Here is a 17,173-nt window from a genome sequence, read left to right as displayed (position 1 = left end):
GGGACGGATGGGACCGCGCAGTGCGGGGCTACGAACGCCAGGAGAGCCACCGAGCTGACGACGACCATCTCTCGCGGTTCGAAGCCGAGATGGACCGGCTGAAGACCGACCGGGAGAAGGCCGTCCAGCACGCCGAGGACCTCGGTTACCAGGTCGAGGTCTTGCGCGCCAAGCTGCACGAGGCTCGGCGCAATCTCGCGACCCGTCCCGCGTACGACAGCGCGGACATCGGCTACCAGGCCGAGCAGTTGCTCCGTAACGCCCAGGTCCAGGCGGAACAGCTGCGGACCGACGCCGAGCGGGAGCTCCGTGACGCCCGCGCGCAGACGCAGCGGATCCTCCAGGAGCACGCCGAGCACCAGGCGCGGCTCCAGGCCGAGCTGCACAACGAGGCGGTGCAGCGGCGCCAGCGGCTCGACCAGGAGCTGGCGGAGCGCCGCCAGACCGTCGAGTCCCATGTCAACGAGAACGTCGCCTGGGCAGAGCAGCTCAGGGCCAGGACGGAGTCCCAGGCCCGCCGGCTGCTGGAGGAGTCGCGGGCCGAGGCCGAGCAGTCCCTGACGGCCGCGCGCGCCGAGGCGAACCGGGTTGCGGAGGAGACCCGGCAGCGGCTCGGTTCCGAGGCGGAGTCGGCACGGGCCGAGGCCGAGGCGATCCTGCTGCGCGCCCGCAAGGACGCCGAGCGGCTGCTGGACGCCGCCTCCAGCCAGGCGCAGGAGGCCACCAGCCACGCCGAGCAGCTGCGTACGTCGACGTCGGCCGAGACCGAGCAGACCCGCCAGCAGACCGCCGAGCTGAACCGGGCCGCCGAGCAGCGCATGCAGGAGGCCGAGACCCGGCTGCGCGAGGCCCGGCTGGAGGCCGAGAAGGTCACCGGCGAGGCGAAGGAGGCCGCGGTCAAGCGGCTGGCCGCCGCCGAGTCGCAGAACGAGCAGCGCACCCGTACGGCCAAGTCGGAGATCGCCCGGCTGGTCGGCGAGGCGACCAAGGACGCCGAGACGCTCAAGGCGGAGGCCGAGCAGGCGCTCGCCGACGCGCGGGCCGAGGCGGACCGGCTGAAGTCCGAGGCCTCCGAGAAGGCCCGCACGGCCGCCGCCGAGGACACCGCGGCCCAGCTCGCCAAGGCCGCCAGGAGCGCCGAGGAGGTGCTGACCAAGGCGTCCGAGGACGCGAAGTCCACCACCAGGGCAGCGGGCGAGGAGGCCGACCGGATCCGCCGCGAGGCGGAGGCCGAGGCGGACCGGCTGCGCGGCGAGGCCGCCGAGCAGGCCGATCAGCTCAAGGGCGCGGCCAAGGACGACACCAAGGAGTACCGGGCCAAGACGGTCGAGCTCCAGGAGGAGGCGCGCCGGCTGCGCGGCGAGGCCGAGCAGCTGCGCTCCGAGGCGGTCGCCGAGGGCGAGCGGATCCGTGGCGAGGCCCGCCGCGAGGCCGTCCAGCAGATCGAGGAGGGCGCGAAGACCGCCGAGGAGCTGCTGGCCAAGGCGAGGGCGGACGCGGAGGAGCTGCGCTCCACCGCGAGCACCGAGAGCGAGCGGGTCCGCACCGAGGCGACCGAGCGCGCCGGCACGCTGCGCAAGCAGGCCGAGGAGGCCCTGGAGCGCGCCCGTGCCGAGGCCGAGCAGCTGCGTACCGACTCCGAGGAGCAGGCGGGCTCGACCACCACCGCGGCCGAGCGGGCGGCGGCGGAGCTGCGTGAGGAGACCGAGCGCGCGGTCGCGGCCCGGCAGGCGGAGGCGGCCGAGGAGCTGACCCGGCTGCACACCGAGGCGGAGACCCGGGTCGCCACCGCCGAGCAGGCGCTCACGGACGCGCGCGCCGAGGCGGAGCGCATCCGGCGCGAGACGAACGAGGAGTCCGAGCGGCTGCGGACGGAGGCCGCCGAGCGGATCCGGACGCTGCGGGAGCAGGCGGAGACCGAGGCGGAGCGGCTGCGCGACGAGGCCGCGGCGGATGCGTCGCAGTCGCGTGCGGAGGGCGAGTCCGTCGCCGTACGGCTGCGGTCCGAGGCCGCCGCCGAGGCCGAGCGGCTCAAGTCCGAGGCGCAGGAGAGCGCCGACCGGGTGCGGTCCGAGGCCGCCGCCGCGGCGGAGCGGGTCGGCACGGAGGCCGCCGAGGCGCTGGCCGCCGCCCAGGAGGAGGCGAACCGGCGCCGCCGGGAGTCCGAGGAGACCCTCGACGCCGCACGCACCGAGGCGAACCAGGAGCGCGAGCGGGCCCGCGAGCAGAGCGAGGAGCTGCTCGCCTCCGCCCGCAAGCGGGTCGAGCAGGCACAGGCCGAGGCGCAGCGGCTGGTCGAGGAGGCCGACAGCCGGGCGGCCGAACTGGTCTCCGCGGCCGAGCAGACCGCCCAGCAGGTACGGGATTCGGTCAGCGGGCTGCAGGAGCAGGCCGAGGCGGAGATCGCCGGGCTGCGCTCGACCGCCGAGCATGTCGCGGAGCGGACGAAGTCCGAGGCGCAGGAGGAGGCGGACCGGGTCCGCACCGACGCGCACGCCGAGCGGGAGCGGGCCGGCGAGGACGCGGCCCGGATCCGCCGGGAGGCGAGGGAGGAGTCCGAGGCCGCGAAGGCGATGGCCGAGCGGACCGTCGCCGACGCGATCAGCGAGTCGGAGCGGCTGCGGGCGGATACCGCCGAGTACAGCCAGCGGATGCGTACCGATGCCTCCGACGCGCTGGCCTCGGCCGAGCAGGACGCCTCGCGCAGCCGCGCCGAGGCTCGCGAGGACGCCAACCGGATGCGTTCCGACGCCGCGACCCAGGCCGACCGGCTGGTGGGCGAGGCGACGAGCGAGGCCGAGCGGATCGGTACGGAGTCGACGCAGCAGGCCACCCGGCTCGTCGACGAGGCGACGCAGCAGGCCACCGCGCTGGTCGACGAGGCGAAGCAGCAGGCGGCCCGGCTGTCGGGCGAGGCCGTGGACGAGGCCGAGCGGCTGCGTGCGGAGGCGGCGGCCACCGTCGGTTCGGCGCAGGAGTACGCGGCCCGCACCCGCGAGGAGTCGGAGCGGGTGCGCGCCGACGCGGAGTCGGCGGCCGAGCAGATGCGCGCGGAGGCCCGCCAGGAGGCGGACCGGCTGCTCGACGAGGCGCGGGAGGCCGCGGCGAAGCGCCGGGCCGATGCCGCCGAGCAGGCCGATCAGCTGGTCAACAAGGCCCAGGAGGAGGCGCTGCGCGCCGCCACCGAGGCCGAGGAGCAGGCCGACACGATGGTCGGCGCGGCCCGCAAGGAAGCCGTGCGGATCACCTCGGAGGCGACGGTCGAGGGCAACTCCCTGGTGGAGCGGGCCCGTACGGACGCGGACGAGCTGCTGGTCGGCGCGCGCCGGGACGCCACGGCGATCCGGGAGCGGGCCGAGGAGCTGAGGACGCGGATCGAGGGCGAGATCGAGGAGCTGCACGACCGGGCCCGGCGGGAGACCTCCGAGCAGATGAAGACGGCGGGCGAGCGCGTCGACAACCTGATGAAGGCCGCGACGGAGCAGCGCGACGAGGCGGCGGCCAAGGCCAAGGAGCTGCTGGCGGACGCCAATTCGGAGGCGAGCAAGGTCCGGATCGCCGCGGTGAAGCGGGCCGAGTCGCTGCTGAAGGAGGCCGAGCAGAAGAAGGCCACGCTGGTCCGCGAGGCCGAGAAGCTGCGGTCCGACGCCGAGGCCGAGGCGAAGCGCACGGTCGAGGAGGGCAAGCGCGAGCTCGATCTGCTGGTGCGCCGGCGCGCGGACATCAACACCGAGATCTCCCGAGTCCAGGACGTGCTGGAGGCGTTGGAGTCCTTCGAGACGCCCACGGGCGGCGGCAAGGGCGCGGGCGGCTCCTCCGGTGGCGTCAAGACCGGGGCCTCGGCGGGCACTCGATCGAGTGGCAAGTCGTCCGAGGGGTAGTCGCGTTGTCAGGTCCCGTGCTCCGACAGGAACGTTCAACCCTCCGAGTGGCAAGAGTTGCGGGGGTCAGCCACTCAAAAGAGGTGTCATTCTCCAGATCAAAAGGGCATCCGCTCGGTGACACGCCGTCCGGGCCCCTAGGATTCCCTCTATCACCTCACCGGTCTCATTCGACAGGAACCCCATGAGCGACCCTTCCTCCCCCTTCGGCTTCGAGCTCGTGCGACGTGGATACGACCGCGGTCAGGTGGATGACCGCATTACCAAGCTCGTCGCCGACCGTGATAGTGCCCTGACCCGCATCACGTCTCTGGAAAAGCGCATCGAGGAGCTCCACCTCGAAACGCAGAACGCTCAGGCCCAGGTGAGCGACGCGGAGCCGTCGTACGCCGGCCTCGGCGCGCGGGTGGAGAAGATCCTCCGCCTGGCCGAGGAGGAGGCGAAGGACCTGCGTGAGGAGGCCCGTCGCGCCGCCGAGCAGCACCGTGAGCTCGCCGAGTCGGCCGCCCAGCAGGTGCGCAACGACGCCGAGACGTTCGCCGCCGAGCGCAAGGCGAAGGCCGAGGACGAGGGCGTCCGGATCGTCGAGAAGGCCAAGGGTGAGGCCGGCTCGCTGCGTACGGAGGCCCAGAAGGACGCCGCGCAGAAGCGCGAGGAGGCGGATGCCCTCTTCGAGGAGACCCGCGCCAAGGCCGCCCAGGCCGCCGCGGACTTCGAGACCAACCTGGCCAAGCGCCGCGACCAGTCGGAGCGCGACCTCGCGTCCCGTCAGGCCAAGGCCGAGAAGCGCCTCGCCGAGATCGAGCACCGCGCCGAGCAGCTCCGCCTGGAGGCCGAGAAGCTCCGCACGGACGCCGAGCGCCGGGCCCGCCAGACGGTGGAGACCGCGCAGCGCCAGTCCGAGGACATCGTGGCCGACGCGAACGCCAAGGCCGACCGGATCCGCAGCGAGTCGGAGCGCGAGCTGGCGGCTCTCACCAACCGCCGCGACTCGATCAACGCCCAGCTGACCAACGTCCGCGAGATGCTGGCCACGCTGACCGGTGCCGCGGTCGCCGCGGCGGGCACCCCCGCCGACGACGAGCCGGTCACCCGTGGCGTCCCGGCCCAGCAGGGCCGCTGACCCCGAGTACCGCAGCTGCACCCCAGGAGGACACTGACGATCTTCAGCACCCTCCTTGCGCGCCCGGTTCCGCCCCTGTGGTGGCGCCGGGCGCGCGGCCGTTCTAGCGTGAACGCATGATCGAGCTCGATGGCCTCACCAAGCGCTTTGGCAACAAGGTTGCCGTCGACCGGCTTTCCTGCCAGGTCAGACCCGGAATGGTGACGGGTTTTCTGGGGCCCAACGGGGCGGGCAAGTCCACGACGATGCGGATGATGCTCGATCTCGACAACCCGACCAGCGGTTCGGTGCGCATCGACGGCAAGCACTACCGCGACCTGGAAGAACCCCTCAAGTACATCGGGGCGCTGCTGGACGCCAAGTCGATGCACGGCGGACGCAGCGCGTACAACAATCTGCTCTGTCTCGCGCAGAGCAATCGCATCCCGGAGAGCCGGGTCGCGGAGGTTCTGGACACCGTCGGCCTGACCGCGGTGGCGAAGAAGAAGTCGAAGGGCTTCTCCCTCGGCATGGGCCAGCGGCTCGGGATCGCGGCGGCGCTGCTCGGCGACCCGAAGGTGCTGCTCTTCGACGAACCCGTCAACGGTCTGGACCCCGAGGGCATCCACTGGATCCGCAATCTGATGAAGGCGCTCGCCACGGAAGGCCGGACGATCTTCGTCTCCAGCCATCTGATGAGCGAAATGGCCCTCACCGCGGACCACTTGATCGTGATCGGCCAGGGCAGGCTGCTCGCCGACACCTCGATGGCCGATTTCATCCACCAGAACTCCCGCAGTTACGTACGGCTGCGCTCGCCGCAGCAGGAGAGGCTGCGCGATGTGCTGCACGAGGCGGGCCTGATCGTGGTCGAGACGGGCGGCGGCACGCTGGAGATCGACGGCGCCACGACCGAGGCGCTGGGCGAGCTCGCCGCGCAGCACCAGATCGTGCTGCATGAGCTGAGTGCCCAGCGGGCCTCGCTGGAGGACGCGTTCATGCAGATGACGGCGGACTCCGTGGAGTACCACGCACACTCGGACCACGCCGCGGCGCCACCGCCCGCGGGCCCGCAGTGGGGCGATCAATGGAACCAGCGGACCGGTGGCGGCACCGGCATGGAGGTGTGACGACGATGGCATCGGTACCCGCGGTCCTGACCTCCGAGTGGACCAAGATCCGTACGGTCTCCTCGACCGTCTGGACGCTGATCTCCGCGTTCGTCGTCACCGTCGCGATGAGCGCGGCGCTCTGCGCCCTGATGAACGCCCAGTTCGACGACCTCCCGGTGGCGCAACGGGCCACCTTCGACCCGACCCTCATCAGCTTCTCCGGCATGGTCCTCGGCCAGCTGGCCATGGTCGTCTTCGGGGTGCTGGTGGTCGGTACGGAGTACAGCTCCGGCATGATCCGCACCTCACTGGCGGCCGTGCCCCAGCGCGGTTCGTTCCTGTTCAGCAAGGTCACGGTGGCCGGTGTGCTGGCCCTGGTGGTCGGCATCGCGACCAGCTTCGTCTCGTTCTTCCTCGGACAGGCCCTGCTCGGCGACCACCACACGGACATCGGTGCGGACAACGTCCTGCGCGCGGTCGTCGGCGGTGGCATCTACATGGGCCTGATCGGGATCTTCTCGATGGGTGTGGCCACGATGCTGCGCAGCTCGATGCTGTCGCTCGGCATCCTGATGCCGTTCTTCTTCCTGGTCTCCCAGATCCTGTCGGCGGTCCCGGGTGCGAAGAAGGTCGCCCGCTACTTCCCCGACCAGGCCGGGTCCAAGATCATGCAGGTGGTTCCCGACGCCATGAACAGCAACCCGGCTCCGTACGGGCCGTGGGGCGGGCTCGGAATCCTGCTCGCCTGGGTGGCGGCCGCGCTGATCGGCGGCTATCTCGTACTCAAGAAGCGGGACGCGTGACCGTTCGCCCGGTCGGGGGAGCGACGCGCGCCCGCAACGGCTTGGCCGGAACCGTCGGAGCCTGGATATCCTCCTAAGTCTTACGGGGGTGTGCGGCCGCTCGGCCTGGGCCCCGACGACAGCTGTGAGTCGATGGGGCTGAAGCATGATCGAGGCAGTCGGCCTGACAAAGCGCTACGGCGCGAAGACGGCCGTGTACAACCTTTCCTTCCAGGTGCGGCCGGGCACCGTCACCGGATTCCTGGGTCCCAACGGGTCGGGCAAGTCCACCACCATGCGCATGATCCTGGGCCTGGATCAGCCGACTTCCGGCCATGTGACGATCGGCGGCCACCCCTTCCGCAGTCTGCCGAACGCCCCGCGCCAGGTGGGCGCGCTGCTGGACGCGAAGGCGGTGCACGGCGGGCGCAGCGCCCGTAACCACCTCCTCTCGCTCGCCCAGCTCGCCGGTATCCCGGCCGCCCGGGTCGACGAGGTGCTCGGCGTCGTCGGCCTCCAGGACGTCGCGCGGCGGCGGTCCAAGGGTTTCTCGCTCGGCATGGGCCAGCGGCTCGGGATCGCCGCGGCACTGCTCGGCGACCCTCAGGTGCTGCTCTTCGACGAACCCGTCAACGGTCTGGACCCCGAGGGCATCCTCTGGGTCCGCAATCTGATGAAGATGCTGGCGTCCGAGGGCCGTACGGTCTTCGTCTCCAGCCATCTGATGAGCGAGATGGCGCTCACCGCCGACCATCTGATCGTGATCGGCCGGGGTCAGCTGCTCGCCGACATGAACGTCAAGGACTTCATCTCGGCCAACTCGGCCGACTTCGCCCGGGTACGGGTCGCCGACGGCCTCGCGGAGCGGCGCGAGAAGCTGACCGCCTCGCTCACCGAGGCGGGCGGACAGGTCATGTCCGAGCCGGACGGGGCCCTGCGGATCACCGGGCTGCCGCTGCCGCGGATCAGCGATGTGGCACACGAGTCGGACGTCCGGCTGTGGGAGCTCTCACCGCACCAGGCCTCGCTGGAGGAGGCGTACATGCGGATGACCCAGGGCGTCGTGGACTACCGCTCGACGGCGGACCAGAAGGCAGGTCTCCAGCAGCCGGCGGACCACGGGTACGCGCAGCCGGGGTACGGGCAGCCACCGGTCCCGGAGGCGCCCCAGCAGAACTGGTACGTCCCACCGCCGCCCGGACAGAACCCGTACGCGGCGGCCCCGGCCGAGCCCGCCGCGGCCCCCGCAGACCTGACCAAGCGCGACACCAGCGAGGACGCCCGATGACAACGCCGCCGACCCCGCAGGCGCCGTCCCAACGGCAGGCCCCGGCCCCGCAGCACAGCCCCCAGGCCGCACCGGCCGGCCCGTACACCTCGCCGATCCCGGTGCGCCGGGCCACCCTCGGCGACGCGATCGCCTCCGAGTGGACCAAGATCCGCTCGGTGCGCTCCACGATGTGGACGCTCGGCGTCATGATCGTGCTGCTGCTCGGGATCGGGCTGCTGGCCGCGGTCGCGGTCGACACCTCCGATACCGACCTCGGCTCGACGCCGGTGCTCAGCCTCGGCTTCTTCGGGGTGCTGCTGGGCTCGATCTGTGTGATCACGCTCGGTGTGATGACCATCGCGTCGGAGTACGGCACGGGCATGATCCGTACGACGCTGACCGCCTGCCCCAGCCGCGCCCGGGTGCTGTGCGCGAAGGCGATCGTCTTCTTCCTGCTCACCTTCGTGATCACGACCGTGACGACCGCGGTGGTCGCGGTGATGCAGACGGCGTTCATCGACAGCACGGCGCCCAGCGGCGGCGAATGGCTGCGCGCGACGGTCGGTGTCGGCCTCTACATCGCGACGCTGGGACTGCTCTCCCTCGCGGTCGGCGCTCTCATCCGGCACTCCGCCGGTGCGATCACGATCATGATCGGAGTGGTGCTGCTGCCGCTCGTGCTGGCCATGTTCATGTTCGCGGAGTCGCTCTCCGACCTGCGGTTGGCGTTCTTCCAGTACTCGATCCCCAACCAGCTCAGCGCGTTCTACTCCACCTCGGTCGCCGATTCGGGACCGTCCGGCTGGGACCCCCTGTGGATCATGCTCGGCGTCACGGCCGTGGCCCTGCTCGCTGCGTTCGGCGCTCTGAACCGCCGGGACGTCTGACCCGTCCCCGCCCGGAGGGGCTCAGTAGCGAGGCGCGTTCCTGGACCGCTGCACCTGTGTGGTGCGGCGGTCCTTCGCGTTCCAGCACGCCTTGTGCCAGTGCCTGCGGTCGTCGATCCCGCCGTACTCGGACCAGGCCACCAGGTGCGGGACGCCGGAGGGGATCTCCTGGTCGCAGCCGGGGCAGCGGTACCGCTTGCCCGCGGCGCTCGCGCCGCTGACCGGGCGGACCGACCACTGCTCGCCCTGCCATTCCTCGGCTCGCCCGCCCCCGCCGTACCGGTCCCCCGGTTCCGTGGTGCTGTCGTGGGGACTCTCGCCGCCTCGTGGGCGGTTGCGGCGCGGGGACACGTGACACCTCACGGGGCAGTCTGGGCAGTTCCCGTCCAGCGTAGGGCCATTTGGCCGACCCGGGCGTCCGGCGCCTCGCGGGGCGACGTCCCGGACGGGGTGAGTTACCGGAAAATCGCAACAACCTGCCTGCGGACCGTGCCTTTGGCACGTGTCAGACGTTGTTGCTCTACAGGGGAGAGCCGCGTCGGCCGCAAGGAGGCAATTGGCGATGCGCGTGGGAACGTTCGTACTGGCAGCCCAGTTTCCGGGGCAGGGACCGGGGGAAGCGCTGCACCGCGCGATCCGGTCCACCGAGGTCGCGGAGGAGTCCGGGCTCGACTCGGTCTGGCTGGCAGAGCATCATTTCGTGCCGTACGGGGTCTGCCCGTCCGCCGTCACCCTGGCCGCGCTGCTGCTCGGCCGCACCCGCAGAATCCGGGTGGGCACGGCGGTGAGCGTGCTGCCGACCCAGCATCCGGTGACGCTCGGCGAACAGGCCGCGCTGCTCCACCTCACCAGCGGCGGCCGATTCACCCTCGGCGTCGGCCGGGGCGGTCCCTGGGTGGATCTGGAGGTGTTCGGCGGCGGCCTGGAAGCCTACGAGAAGGGCTTCCCGGAGTCCCTGGAGCTGCTGCTCGACTGGCTGGGCAAGCCGCGGGTGGCCGGGCGCGGGGAGCGGTACGGCTTCCGCGAGGTCGCCGTGGTGCCCCGGGCCGACGAGCCGCTCGCCGGGGACGGCGAGGGCTCCGGACCCGAGGTGGTCGTCGCGTGCACCTCTCCCGGGACGGTGAAGCTCGCCGCGGAGAACGGCCTGCCGATGCTGCTCGGGATGCACTGCGGGGACCGTGAGAAGGCCGACATGGTCGCCCTGTGGCGGTCCACCGCGCTCGCCGCGGGCCGCTCGCCCGAGAGCGTCCGGGAGGCCGGGCACGTGTCCGCGGGGGTGGCCCAGATCGCCGACCGCCCCGAGGACGCGGTGGAGACGCTCGTGAAGGCGATGCCGGGCTGGCTGCGACAAGGGCTGGACGCCCATGTGACGGTCGACGGCCGGCACCGGGTGATGCGCGATCCGGTCGCGTACACGGAGCTGCTGTGCGGCCTTCATCCGGTGGGCCCGCCCCGGCTCGCCGCCGACCGGCTCGCCGCCACCGCCGAGCGGACGGGCATCACCCGCTTCGCGCTCCTGGCGGAGGGGTCGGGGGATCTGACGGCCACGGAGGAGAACGTAGCGCGGCTGGGCACCGAAGTGCTCCCGCTGCTCACCTGACGCGTCGTAAGAGGTACGGGGCTGCCGCCCCGGAGCGAGTTGCACGATCTCGGCCCGGAACGGCAGCAGAAGCGTTAGCAGTCCCGAAGTTCGGGCGACTGATTGAGCAACTGGCCCCTCACCGAGGTGAAGCGGGCCAGACGCTCGTCGACCGAGGCATCCAGCGGGAACACCGCGACGCGGTGGCAGTTCTGGAATGCCAGGCGCACCCCGAAGTGCCGCTGCAGCGCGCCGCGTATCGCATCACTCGCGAGCGCGCGCAGCAGCTGACCACGTGCCTGTTCGTTGGGCGGGGGCGTCTGGTTGTCGGCGAACTCCCCGCCGTCGACCTTCAGCTGAGCCACCAACGAGCTGATCATCTCCCATGCGTAGGGCAGGGAGGTCCGGACGCAGTCGACGAAGTCGGCTTCGTCGACCTCGCCTCGCTCGGCCTGTTCCAACAGCGCCGGTGAGACGTCGAGCGACATGGGTTCTCCTCTCGCGACCCCGACGCCGGGCCGGGGCCTTACGGGCAGGGAAGGAGGACGGCGACGCAGCGTACACAGACGGCGACCTCCTGCTTCCACGGTAAGGGTGCAGTCCTGGCCGCACCAGGAGATTGGGAACACAACCGGCCATTGACGAAGGGGCCCAAAGAGGGGCAAGCCCGAACGGCACCCCTCGTGGGCAACCCCGGTGACGGGTGTGACAGGGGGAGAATCGCGTGGAGCACCTCTCGTCGAGTAGCGTTGCCGACCATGCGTCTCGTCATCGCCCGCTGCTCCGTGGACTACGCCGGCCGGCTCACGGCCCACCTGCCCTCCGCTCCCCGTCTGATCCTGGTGAAGGCGGACGGGAGCGTGTCGATCCACGCCGACGACAGGGCGTACAAACCCCTCAACTGGATGTCACCGCCCTGCACCCTCAAGGAGGGCAGCGACGACACCGCGGGCATCTGGACCGTGGTGAACAAAGCGGGCGAGAAACTGATCATCACGATGGAGGAAATCCTCCACGACTCGTCCCATGAGCTGGGTGTCGACCCGGGCCTCATCAAGGACGGCGTCGAAGCGCATCTTCAGGAACTGCTCGCCGACCGGATCGAGACACTCGGCGAGGGCTACACCCTGATCCGCCGCGAGTACTTCACCGCCATCGGGCCGGTCGACATCCTGTGCCGGGACGCCGACGGCCAGACCGTCGCCGTGGAGCTGAAGCGGCGCGGCGACATCGACGGCGTGGAGCAGCTGACCCGCTATCTGGAGCTGCTCAACCGCGATCCCCATCTCGCCCCGGTCAAGGGCATCTTCGCGGCCCAGGAGATCAAGCCGCAGGCGCGGGTGCTGGCGACGGACCGCGGGATCGGCTGTGTCGTTCTCGACTACGACGCGCTGCGCGGCATCGAGGACGACAAGCTACGGCTGTTCTGACCCTCACCGCTCCCTCCGCTCCCGAACGCCGGACGTGTGTGTCACGTCCGGCGTTCGTCGGTTCCGGGGCCGCTCAGGTCACCGTCGGACTGCTGTCCGCGCTCGCCGCGGCCGAGGACGACGACGAGGAGGGCCCGCTCGCCGAGTCGGAGGTGTCGGGCGAGGACGGTTCGGGCTCGGTGGCGGTGTCCGTCGGCGTCGGGGAGCCGGTGTCCGTCGGACTCCCGGTCGGCCTGGGCGACTTCGTCGGCGTGGGCGACTTCGTCGGGCGAGGCGACTTGGTCGGCTTGTGCGACGGCGGCTTGCTGCTGGACGGGGTGTCCGACGACGGGCTGTCGCTCGGTCCCGTGGGGTCCGTGGACGGCGTAGCGGTGCCGCTCGGCGTGTTCTCGCTGCCCGACGGGCCGGGCGTCGCCGCGCTGCCGCTGGATGCCGTGCCGCCGGGCGTCGAGCCGTCCGCCGGGCTGTCGGCCGGGACTTCGTCCTCGCCGTCGTCCTGGCTCTGCGACTGCTCGGTCGTGACGTCCTGGTTCCCCTGGACGTCGTCGTCGCCGGAGGTCAGCCCCAGCGCCACCACCGTGCCGAGCACACCGGTCAGGAGTACGCCCGCGGCCGTCGCGACCAGATTGCGCCGGGCCCCGGCGAGCACCGCGAAGCGGCCTCCCCGGGCGCCCCCGGCGGCCTTGGCGGTGCTCTGCCGCGATATCACCGTGGGGGCGCCGTACGGCCCCGACAGCGTCTGCGTCACGGAGGGCGTCGCACGGGTGGACTGCGCCGGCGGCTCCTCGGTCCGCGGGACCGGCAGTTCCTCTCCCGGCGGGGTGAGGACGACGGGCAGCGGGCCGCCGGAACGGTCCGCGACCAGGGCGAGCGCGCGCCGTCCGGCCACCGCGCCGGACTTGTCGGCGAGCGCCCCGCGCATGCTGATCGAGGTCTCCAGCTCGGCCCTGGCCCGGTCCGGATTGCCGGCGAGGAGCGCGAGGACCCCCAACTCGTGGTGGAAGTACGCCTCTTCGGCGACCTCTCCGGCGATCCTGGCCGCCTCCTGGCCGATCCGCAGCGCCCGCTCCCAGGCTCCCCAGTGCAGGCCCGCCGCGAAGGCCGGCGAGGCGCTGCGGGCCAGCAGCACGGCCACGCTGGTCTGCCCCGCCCCGTCGCCGGGCACCAGCTGCGCCATCGCCGCGACGACCGCGTCGCCCTCGGCCGTCACCCGCTCGGGAGTGACCGAGGGGTGACCGGCCCACCAGGCGTAGTGCTGGGCCGCGGTCCGCGCCCGGTCGGTGGCGTCCTCGCCGTATCCGGCGGCCTCCAGTTGGGTCACGACACCGGCGGCCAGCCGGTAGCGGGGGCCGGCCGGGGAGAGCAGCCCGCAGCCGGCCAGCTCGCCGAGGGCGGCGTCCGCGTGGGTGTCCCCGATGAGCGCCGGCAGATGCGCCTGGTGCGGCACCTCGCCGCCGAGGGCCACCGCGAAGCGCAGGGTGTCGCGGGCGGACCCGCTCAGCCGCGAGGCGAGCAGTGCGGCCGGGGCAGCGCCCTCCCCGAGGCTGGGCAGCGGTATGTGGACACCGTCGACGTCCTGGTCGTGCCCGAAGGGGACGTCCGCGGGCCGGCCGTCGCCGCCGCCGAACACTCCGTACGCCTCGGGGTCGGTACGCAGCAGGTCGCGCTGGCGCAGCAGGGCGCCCGCCTGGACGAAGCGCAGCGGCAGCCCCTCGGACTCGAACCAGAGGTCCCCCGCCCAGTTCGCCTCCTCGTCGGTGAGCGGACGCTCGACGGCCCGCTCCAGCAGGTCGACCGCGGCACCGCGGCCGAGGCCCGCGAGGAAGACCTCTTCGAGGTGCGAGTCCGTGGTGGGCGCGGCGACATCGGGAACCGTCGCGAACAGGAAGGCGCACTCCGGCGTCGCGTCGAGCAACTCCTCCAGCGCGGCCCCGCCGAACTCCAGGTCGTCGAGCAGCACGACGGCGCCGATGCTCCGGACCTTGTCGAGCAGCCCGGCGCGGTCGGGGCGGTGCTGCGGCGAGTCGTGGACGGCCTCGAAGAGCCCGTGCAGCAGGTCGGTGGCGGTGCGCTTGCAGCCGCTGAGCCGTACGACTCCGTCCGGTGCGAGGTCCGCGCAGTCGGCCGCGACGGCGTCCAGCAGTGCCGTACGGCCGGATCCGGCCGGTCCGGTGAGCCGCACCGAGCGGCCCTGGGCCAGCAGGCGCACCAGCCGTTCGCGCTCCTGTGCGCGCTCCAGGAGGGGCAGCTGGGGGGCGGGCGGGCCCGGCGGTACGGGCGGCGCGGTGGCGCGTTCGCGAGCGGCGCGCCCGGCCGCGGTGCGCCGGGCCGGAGGACCGGGCTGCTCCCCCGGCGGGCACAGCTCGACCTCGCTGCCGTCGACCGGGTTGACGGTGAGGAGGTAGTCGCCCGATATGAGCCGCACGACGCGTGCCTGCGGCGGCGTCGGCTGACCGGGATCCGGGGTCAGCTGGTCGCGGGCCGGCCGTCTGCGGCCGGGCCCCTCACCGAGGCTGTCGTTGTCCCGGCCGTACTGTTCCGGTCCCCGGTGTGTCGGGTCCATCGCCAAAGCCCCCAGACGCGTCGCGCACGATTGCCCCTCCGGCCTCGCACGCCCCGCTGTCGCTTCTGGTCCGGTGTCCGCCCGGTGGGTTCGTCAATCGGCGGACGGCCGAACCCTAGACCGTCGCACGGGGTCCCCGCACAGTCGGGGGGTCACGCCGCCCGAAGCGCACATTTTCGTGCGGATTGTGCGTTTTCGGCCGCGGCGCACGGCCGGTGGCCGTTCGCCGGATCGGACGCTCCCGCCGGCCGGTCACTCACCGGTCGGACGCCCCTACACGCGCGGCAGCGAGTCCGCGGCGATTCCGCCCTCGATGGCCAGGATGCGGTGCAGCCGGGTCGCCACCAGCAGGCGCTGCATCTGTGGCGGCACGCCACGGAGCACCAGCCGCCGCCCGGCCCGTCCGGCCCGGCGGTGTGCGCCCATGATGACGCCGAGTCCGGTGGCGTCCCAGGAATCCAGCTCGGTCAGGTCGAGCACCAGGTCGCCGACGCCGTCGTCGAGGGCCGAGTGCAGGGCCGTACGGGCGTCCGCCGCGCTTCGGACGTCGAGGCGGCCCCCGACGACCAGCTCGGCGTGGTCGCCCCTGATGTGCATATGCGCTCCCCTGGAATGCTCCGTAGCAAGGTTCGTCTGTCTGTTCTGTCTCTGCCACAACTGACTCCGGCGGAGACAGGGAAGTTTCCGTCTGTAAGCGAACCGATACCGAATTCACCCCGTGGAGTGACTGAGGCGCGGCGAGGGCCTACTCGGATCCACTGCTTTCCGGGAGAATCCCTCCGGACCTCCGGGCCTGATCGACGGCGGATCAGGCAACCGGAGGACCGAAAACGATCAGTACGTGTAGAAGCCCTGCCCGCTCTTGCGGCCGATGTCACCTGCGTCCACCATCCGGCGCATCAGCTCCGGCGCGGCGAACTTCTCGTCCTGCGACTCGGTGTAGATGTTGCTCGTGGCGTGCAGCAGGATGTCGACGCCGGTCAGGTCCGCCGTGGCGAGCGGGCCCATGGCGTGGCCGAAGCCCAGCTTGCAGGCGATGTCGATGTCCTCGGCCGAGGCGACGCCCGACTCGTACAGCTTGGCGGCCTCGACGACGAGCGCCGAGATCAGCCGGGTGGTGACGAAGCCGGCCACGTCACGGTTGACGACGATGCAGGTCTTGCCCACGGACTCGGCGAACTCCCGCGCGGTGGCGAGGGTTTCGTCGCTGGTCTTGTAGCCGCGTACGAGTTCGCAGAGCTGCATCATCGGGACCGGCGAGAAGAAGTGCACCCCGACGACGCGCTCGGGGCGCTCCGTCACGGCCGCGATCTTGGTGATCGGGATGGCGGAGGTGTTGGAGGCGAGGACGGCGTCGTACCGGACGATCTTGTCGAGGGCCCGGAAGATCTCGTGCTTGACCTCCAGCTTCTCGAAGACGGCCTCGACGACGACATCCGCGTCGGCGACCGCGTCGAGGTCGGTGGTGGTCGTGATGCGGGCGAGCGCGGCCTCGGCATCGGCCGCGTCCAGCTTGCCCTTGGAGACGAATTTGTCGTACGAGGCCTTGATGCCGTCACGTCCACGGGTCAGGGCTTCGTCGGTGACGTCGCGCAGCACCACGTCCCAGCCCGCCTGGGCGGAGACCTGCGCGATGCCGGACCCCATGAGTCCGGCTCCGATGACGGCGAGCTTCCTGGCCACGTGTGCACCCCTTGGTTTCTGTTCGCCTCTGCAGCTGGTCCCTGCACGGCCGGTCCTAACGGTTGTTCACATGCTCTCCGGCGGAGATTAGTACCCGTGAGGGGCGCTGGGGCCGTGAAGAGATGCGCGTCACGTCTCACATGACGGACATCACACCGGCACACGTCATTCAGCGGCGCGTCGGGCGTAGTTGAGGACCTTTTCGCCGAGGAGGTCCTCGATCTCGTCGAGCAGGACGAGCGCGTCGCGCGAGACCTCGGCCGCCTTGCGCCCGGCCAGCATCTCCTGGCTGATGTGGCCGACGAGGGCTCCCTCGATCCAGGCGAGCTGACCGCCGACCAGGTCCGGCAGCGGATCGTCCGCCGGCGCGCCCGTCTCCTCGCGCAGGGTCGTGACGACGGCGTCCAGGACCTCCCGCTGGAGGCGGCCGAGACGGGCCTGGAGCGTGGGCGCCTCCTCGATGACCCGCATGAAGTCGGCGAAGCCGTCCATCAGTCCGAGCTCCGGCGACACCGCGACGACCAGGGACCGCAGCTCCCGCAGGACCGCCTCGGCCGCCGACTCGCCCTTGTCGCGGGCTCGGACGAAGCGGGCCACCCGCCGGGTGACGCCGCTCATCCGGTCGAGGAAGAGGTCCTCCTTGGCCGGGAAGTAGTTGTAGACGGTGTTCACGGAGACGTCCGCCAGCTCGGCGATCTCGGCAACGGTCACCGTGACGAAACCGCGCTCCAGGAACAGCCCGGTCGCGAGGTCCGAGATGTGCTGCCTGGCTTGGCGCTTCTTGCGTTCCCTGAGTCCCTCGGCCATCCGTCCATGGTAGGCCCGCGAGAGCCGGTGAAACATTAGAGTCATTGCATTTTTTCAGCGACTCTGTTTTTGTGGTC

General features: G+C 71.6%; 14 protein-coding genes. 8 read left to right on the top strand and 6 right to left on the bottom strand.

Annotated features, from left to right (window positions below):
- The first annotated feature begins 20 nt into the window (after positions 1-20).
- The 6 genes from scy to ACFVX4_RS22540 all read left to right on the top strand — a co-directional run bounded on the left by scy (position 21) and on the right by ACFVX4_RS22540 (position 9,034).
- Complete coding sequence (scy, locus tag ACFVX4_RS22565; protein WP_389980170.1) at positions 21-3,881, top strand: polarized growth protein Scy; 3,861 nt, start codon at positions 21-23, stop codon at positions 3,879-3,881.
- Between the two features lie 184 nt (positions 3,882-4,065).
- Positions 4,066-5,004: a cellulose-binding protein gene (locus ACFVX4_RS22560; protein ID WP_266426585.1), complete on the top strand. Its 939-nt coding sequence runs from the start codon at positions 4,066-4,068 to the stop codon at positions 5,002-5,004.
- A gap of 116 nt (positions 5,005-5,120) precedes the next feature.
- Complete coding sequence (locus ACFVX4_RS22555) at positions 5,121-6,113, top strand: ABC transporter ATP-binding protein (protein WP_389980168.1); 993 nt, start codon at positions 5,121-5,123, stop codon at positions 6,111-6,113.
- Positions 6,114-6,118: 5 nt separating this feature from the next.
- Complete coding sequence (locus ACFVX4_RS22550) at positions 6,119-6,898, top strand: ABC transporter permease subunit (protein WP_389980166.1); 780 nt, start codon at positions 6,119-6,121, stop codon at positions 6,896-6,898.
- A 145-nt stretch (positions 6,899-7,043) separates the two neighbouring features.
- Positions 7,044-8,165: an ABC transporter ATP-binding protein gene (locus tag ACFVX4_RS22545; RefSeq protein WP_389980164.1), complete on the top strand. Its 1,122-nt coding sequence runs from the start codon at positions 7,044-7,046 to the stop codon at positions 8,163-8,165.
- Positions 8,162-9,034 carry an ABC transporter permease subunit gene (locus ACFVX4_RS22540; RefSeq protein WP_389980162.1) on the top strand — a complete coding sequence of 291 codons (873 nt, stop codon included), beginning with the start codon at positions 8,162-8,164 and terminating at the stop codon, positions 9,032-9,034. Before ACFVX4_RS22545 ends, ACFVX4_RS22540 begins: the two co-directional genes overlap by 4 nt.
- 21 nt (positions 9,035-9,055) lie before the next feature.
- Here ACFVX4_RS22540 and ACFVX4_RS22535 read toward each other — a convergent pair whose 3' ends face one another.
- The gene (locus ACFVX4_RS22535) at positions 9,056-9,385 is read right to left on the bottom strand and encodes an ATP/GTP-binding protein (RefSeq protein WP_389980160.1); all 330 of its coding nucleotides are present in this window, start codon (positions 9,383-9,385) and stop codon (positions 9,056-9,058) included.
- A gap of 211 nt (positions 9,386-9,596) precedes the next feature.
- Between ACFVX4_RS22535 and ACFVX4_RS22530 the strand changes: the two genes are divergently transcribed.
- Positions 9,597-10,634 carry an LLM class flavin-dependent oxidoreductase gene (locus ACFVX4_RS22530; protein ID WP_389980158.1) on the top strand — a complete coding sequence of 346 codons (1,038 nt, stop codon included), beginning with the start codon at positions 9,597-9,599 and terminating at the stop codon, positions 10,632-10,634.
- A gap of 74 nt (positions 10,635-10,708) precedes the next feature.
- On the opposite strand, the gene ACFVX4_RS22525 is transcribed toward ACFVX4_RS22530, so the two are convergent.
- Positions 10,709-11,101 carry an SCO5389 family protein gene (locus ACFVX4_RS22525; RefSeq protein WP_072486734.1) on the bottom strand — a complete coding sequence of 131 codons (393 nt, stop codon included), beginning with the start codon at positions 11,099-11,101 and terminating at the stop codon, positions 10,709-10,711.
- Between the two features lie 270 nt (positions 11,102-11,371).
- Here ACFVX4_RS22525 and nucS point away from each other — a divergent pair, with 270 nt between their 5' ends.
- Complete coding sequence (gene nucS / locus ACFVX4_RS22520) at positions 11,372-12,043, top strand: endonuclease NucS (protein WP_385329649.1); 672 nt, start codon at positions 11,372-11,374, stop codon at positions 12,041-12,043.
- 73 nt (positions 12,044-12,116) lie between these two features.
- Here the strand turns inward: nucS and ACFVX4_RS22515 are convergent, their stop codons facing one another.
- From ACFVX4_RS22515 to ACFVX4_RS22500, 4 genes are all read right to left on the bottom strand, one after another.
- Positions 12,117-14,606 (bottom strand): ATP-binding protein, encoded by a 2,490-nt coding sequence (locus ACFVX4_RS22515; RefSeq protein WP_389980156.1) that lies wholly within the window; start codon positions 14,604-14,606, stop codon positions 12,117-12,119.
- A gap of 273 nt (positions 14,607-14,879) precedes the next feature.
- A complete protein-coding gene (locus tag ACFVX4_RS22510) occupies positions 14,880-15,203 on the bottom strand; it encodes an STAS domain-containing protein (RefSeq protein ID WP_072486732.1) in 324 nt (107 codons plus the stop codon).
- Positions 15,204-15,440: 237 nt separating this feature from the next.
- Entirely contained in the window at positions 15,441-16,289 is an 849-nt protein-coding gene (locus tag ACFVX4_RS22505) for a 3-hydroxyacyl-CoA dehydrogenase family protein (RefSeq protein WP_389980154.1), read from the bottom strand.
- Positions 16,290-16,454: 165 nt separating this feature from the next.
- On the bottom strand, positions 16,455-17,096 hold the full coding sequence (locus tag ACFVX4_RS22500) for a TetR/AcrR family transcriptional regulator (protein ID WP_389980152.1): 642 nt from the start codon (positions 17,094-17,096) through the stop codon (positions 16,455-16,457).
- Positions 17,097-17,173: the final 77 nt, after the last annotated feature.

Origin of the sequence: Streptomyces sp. NPDC058240 (assembly GCF_042882135.1) — a bacterium.
GTDB lineage: Bacteria > Actinomycetota > Actinomycetes > Streptomycetales > Streptomycetaceae > Streptomyces.
This window is presented reverse-complemented; position numbering and strand designations above follow the sequence as displayed.

What these genes read in the sequence shown, in the direction of transcription:
- ACFVX4_RS22550 (WP_389980166.1), top strand. Translation starts at nt 6,119, where the DNA reads ATGGCATCGGTACCCGCGGTCCTGACCTCCGAGTGGACCAAGATCCGT.
- ACFVX4_RS22515 (WP_389980156.1), bottom strand. Translation starts at nt 14,606, where the DNA reads ATGGACCCGACACACCGGGGACCGGAACAGTACGGCCGGGACAACGAC.
- ACFVX4_RS22560 (WP_266426585.1), top strand. Translation starts at nt 4,066, where the DNA reads ATGAGCGACCCTTCCTCCCCCTTCGGCTTCGAGCTCGTGCGACGTGGA.
- ACFVX4_RS22555 (WP_389980168.1), top strand. Translation starts at nt 5,121, where the DNA reads ATGATCGAGCTCGATGGCCTCACCAAGCGCTTTGGCAACAAGGTTGCC.
- ACFVX4_RS22530 (WP_389980158.1), top strand. Translation starts at nt 9,597, where the DNA reads ATGCGCGTGGGAACGTTCGTACTGGCAGCCCAGTTTCCGGGGCAGGGA.
- ACFVX4_RS22545 (WP_389980164.1), top strand. Translation starts at nt 7,044, where the DNA reads ATGATCGAGGCAGTCGGCCTGACAAAGCGCTACGGCGCGAAGACGGCC.
- ACFVX4_RS22540 (WP_389980162.1), top strand. Translation starts at nt 8,162, where the DNA reads ATGACAACGCCGCCGACCCCGCAGGCGCCGTCCCAACGGCAGGCCCCG.
- ACFVX4_RS22500 (WP_389980152.1), bottom strand. Translation starts at nt 17,096, where the DNA reads ATGGCCGAGGGACTCAGGGAACGCAAGAAGCGCCAAGCCAGGCAGCAC.
- ACFVX4_RS22510 (WP_072486732.1), bottom strand. Translation starts at nt 15,203, where the DNA reads ATGCACATCAGGGGCGACCACGCCGAGCTGGTCGTCGGGGGCCGCCTC.
- ACFVX4_RS22525 (WP_072486734.1), bottom strand. Translation starts at nt 11,101, where the DNA reads ATGTCGCTCGACGTCTCACCGGCGCTGTTGGAACAGGCCGAGCGAGGC.
- nucS (WP_385329649.1), top strand. Translation starts at nt 11,372, where the DNA reads ATGCGTCTCGTCATCGCCCGCTGCTCCGTGGACTACGCCGGCCGGCTC.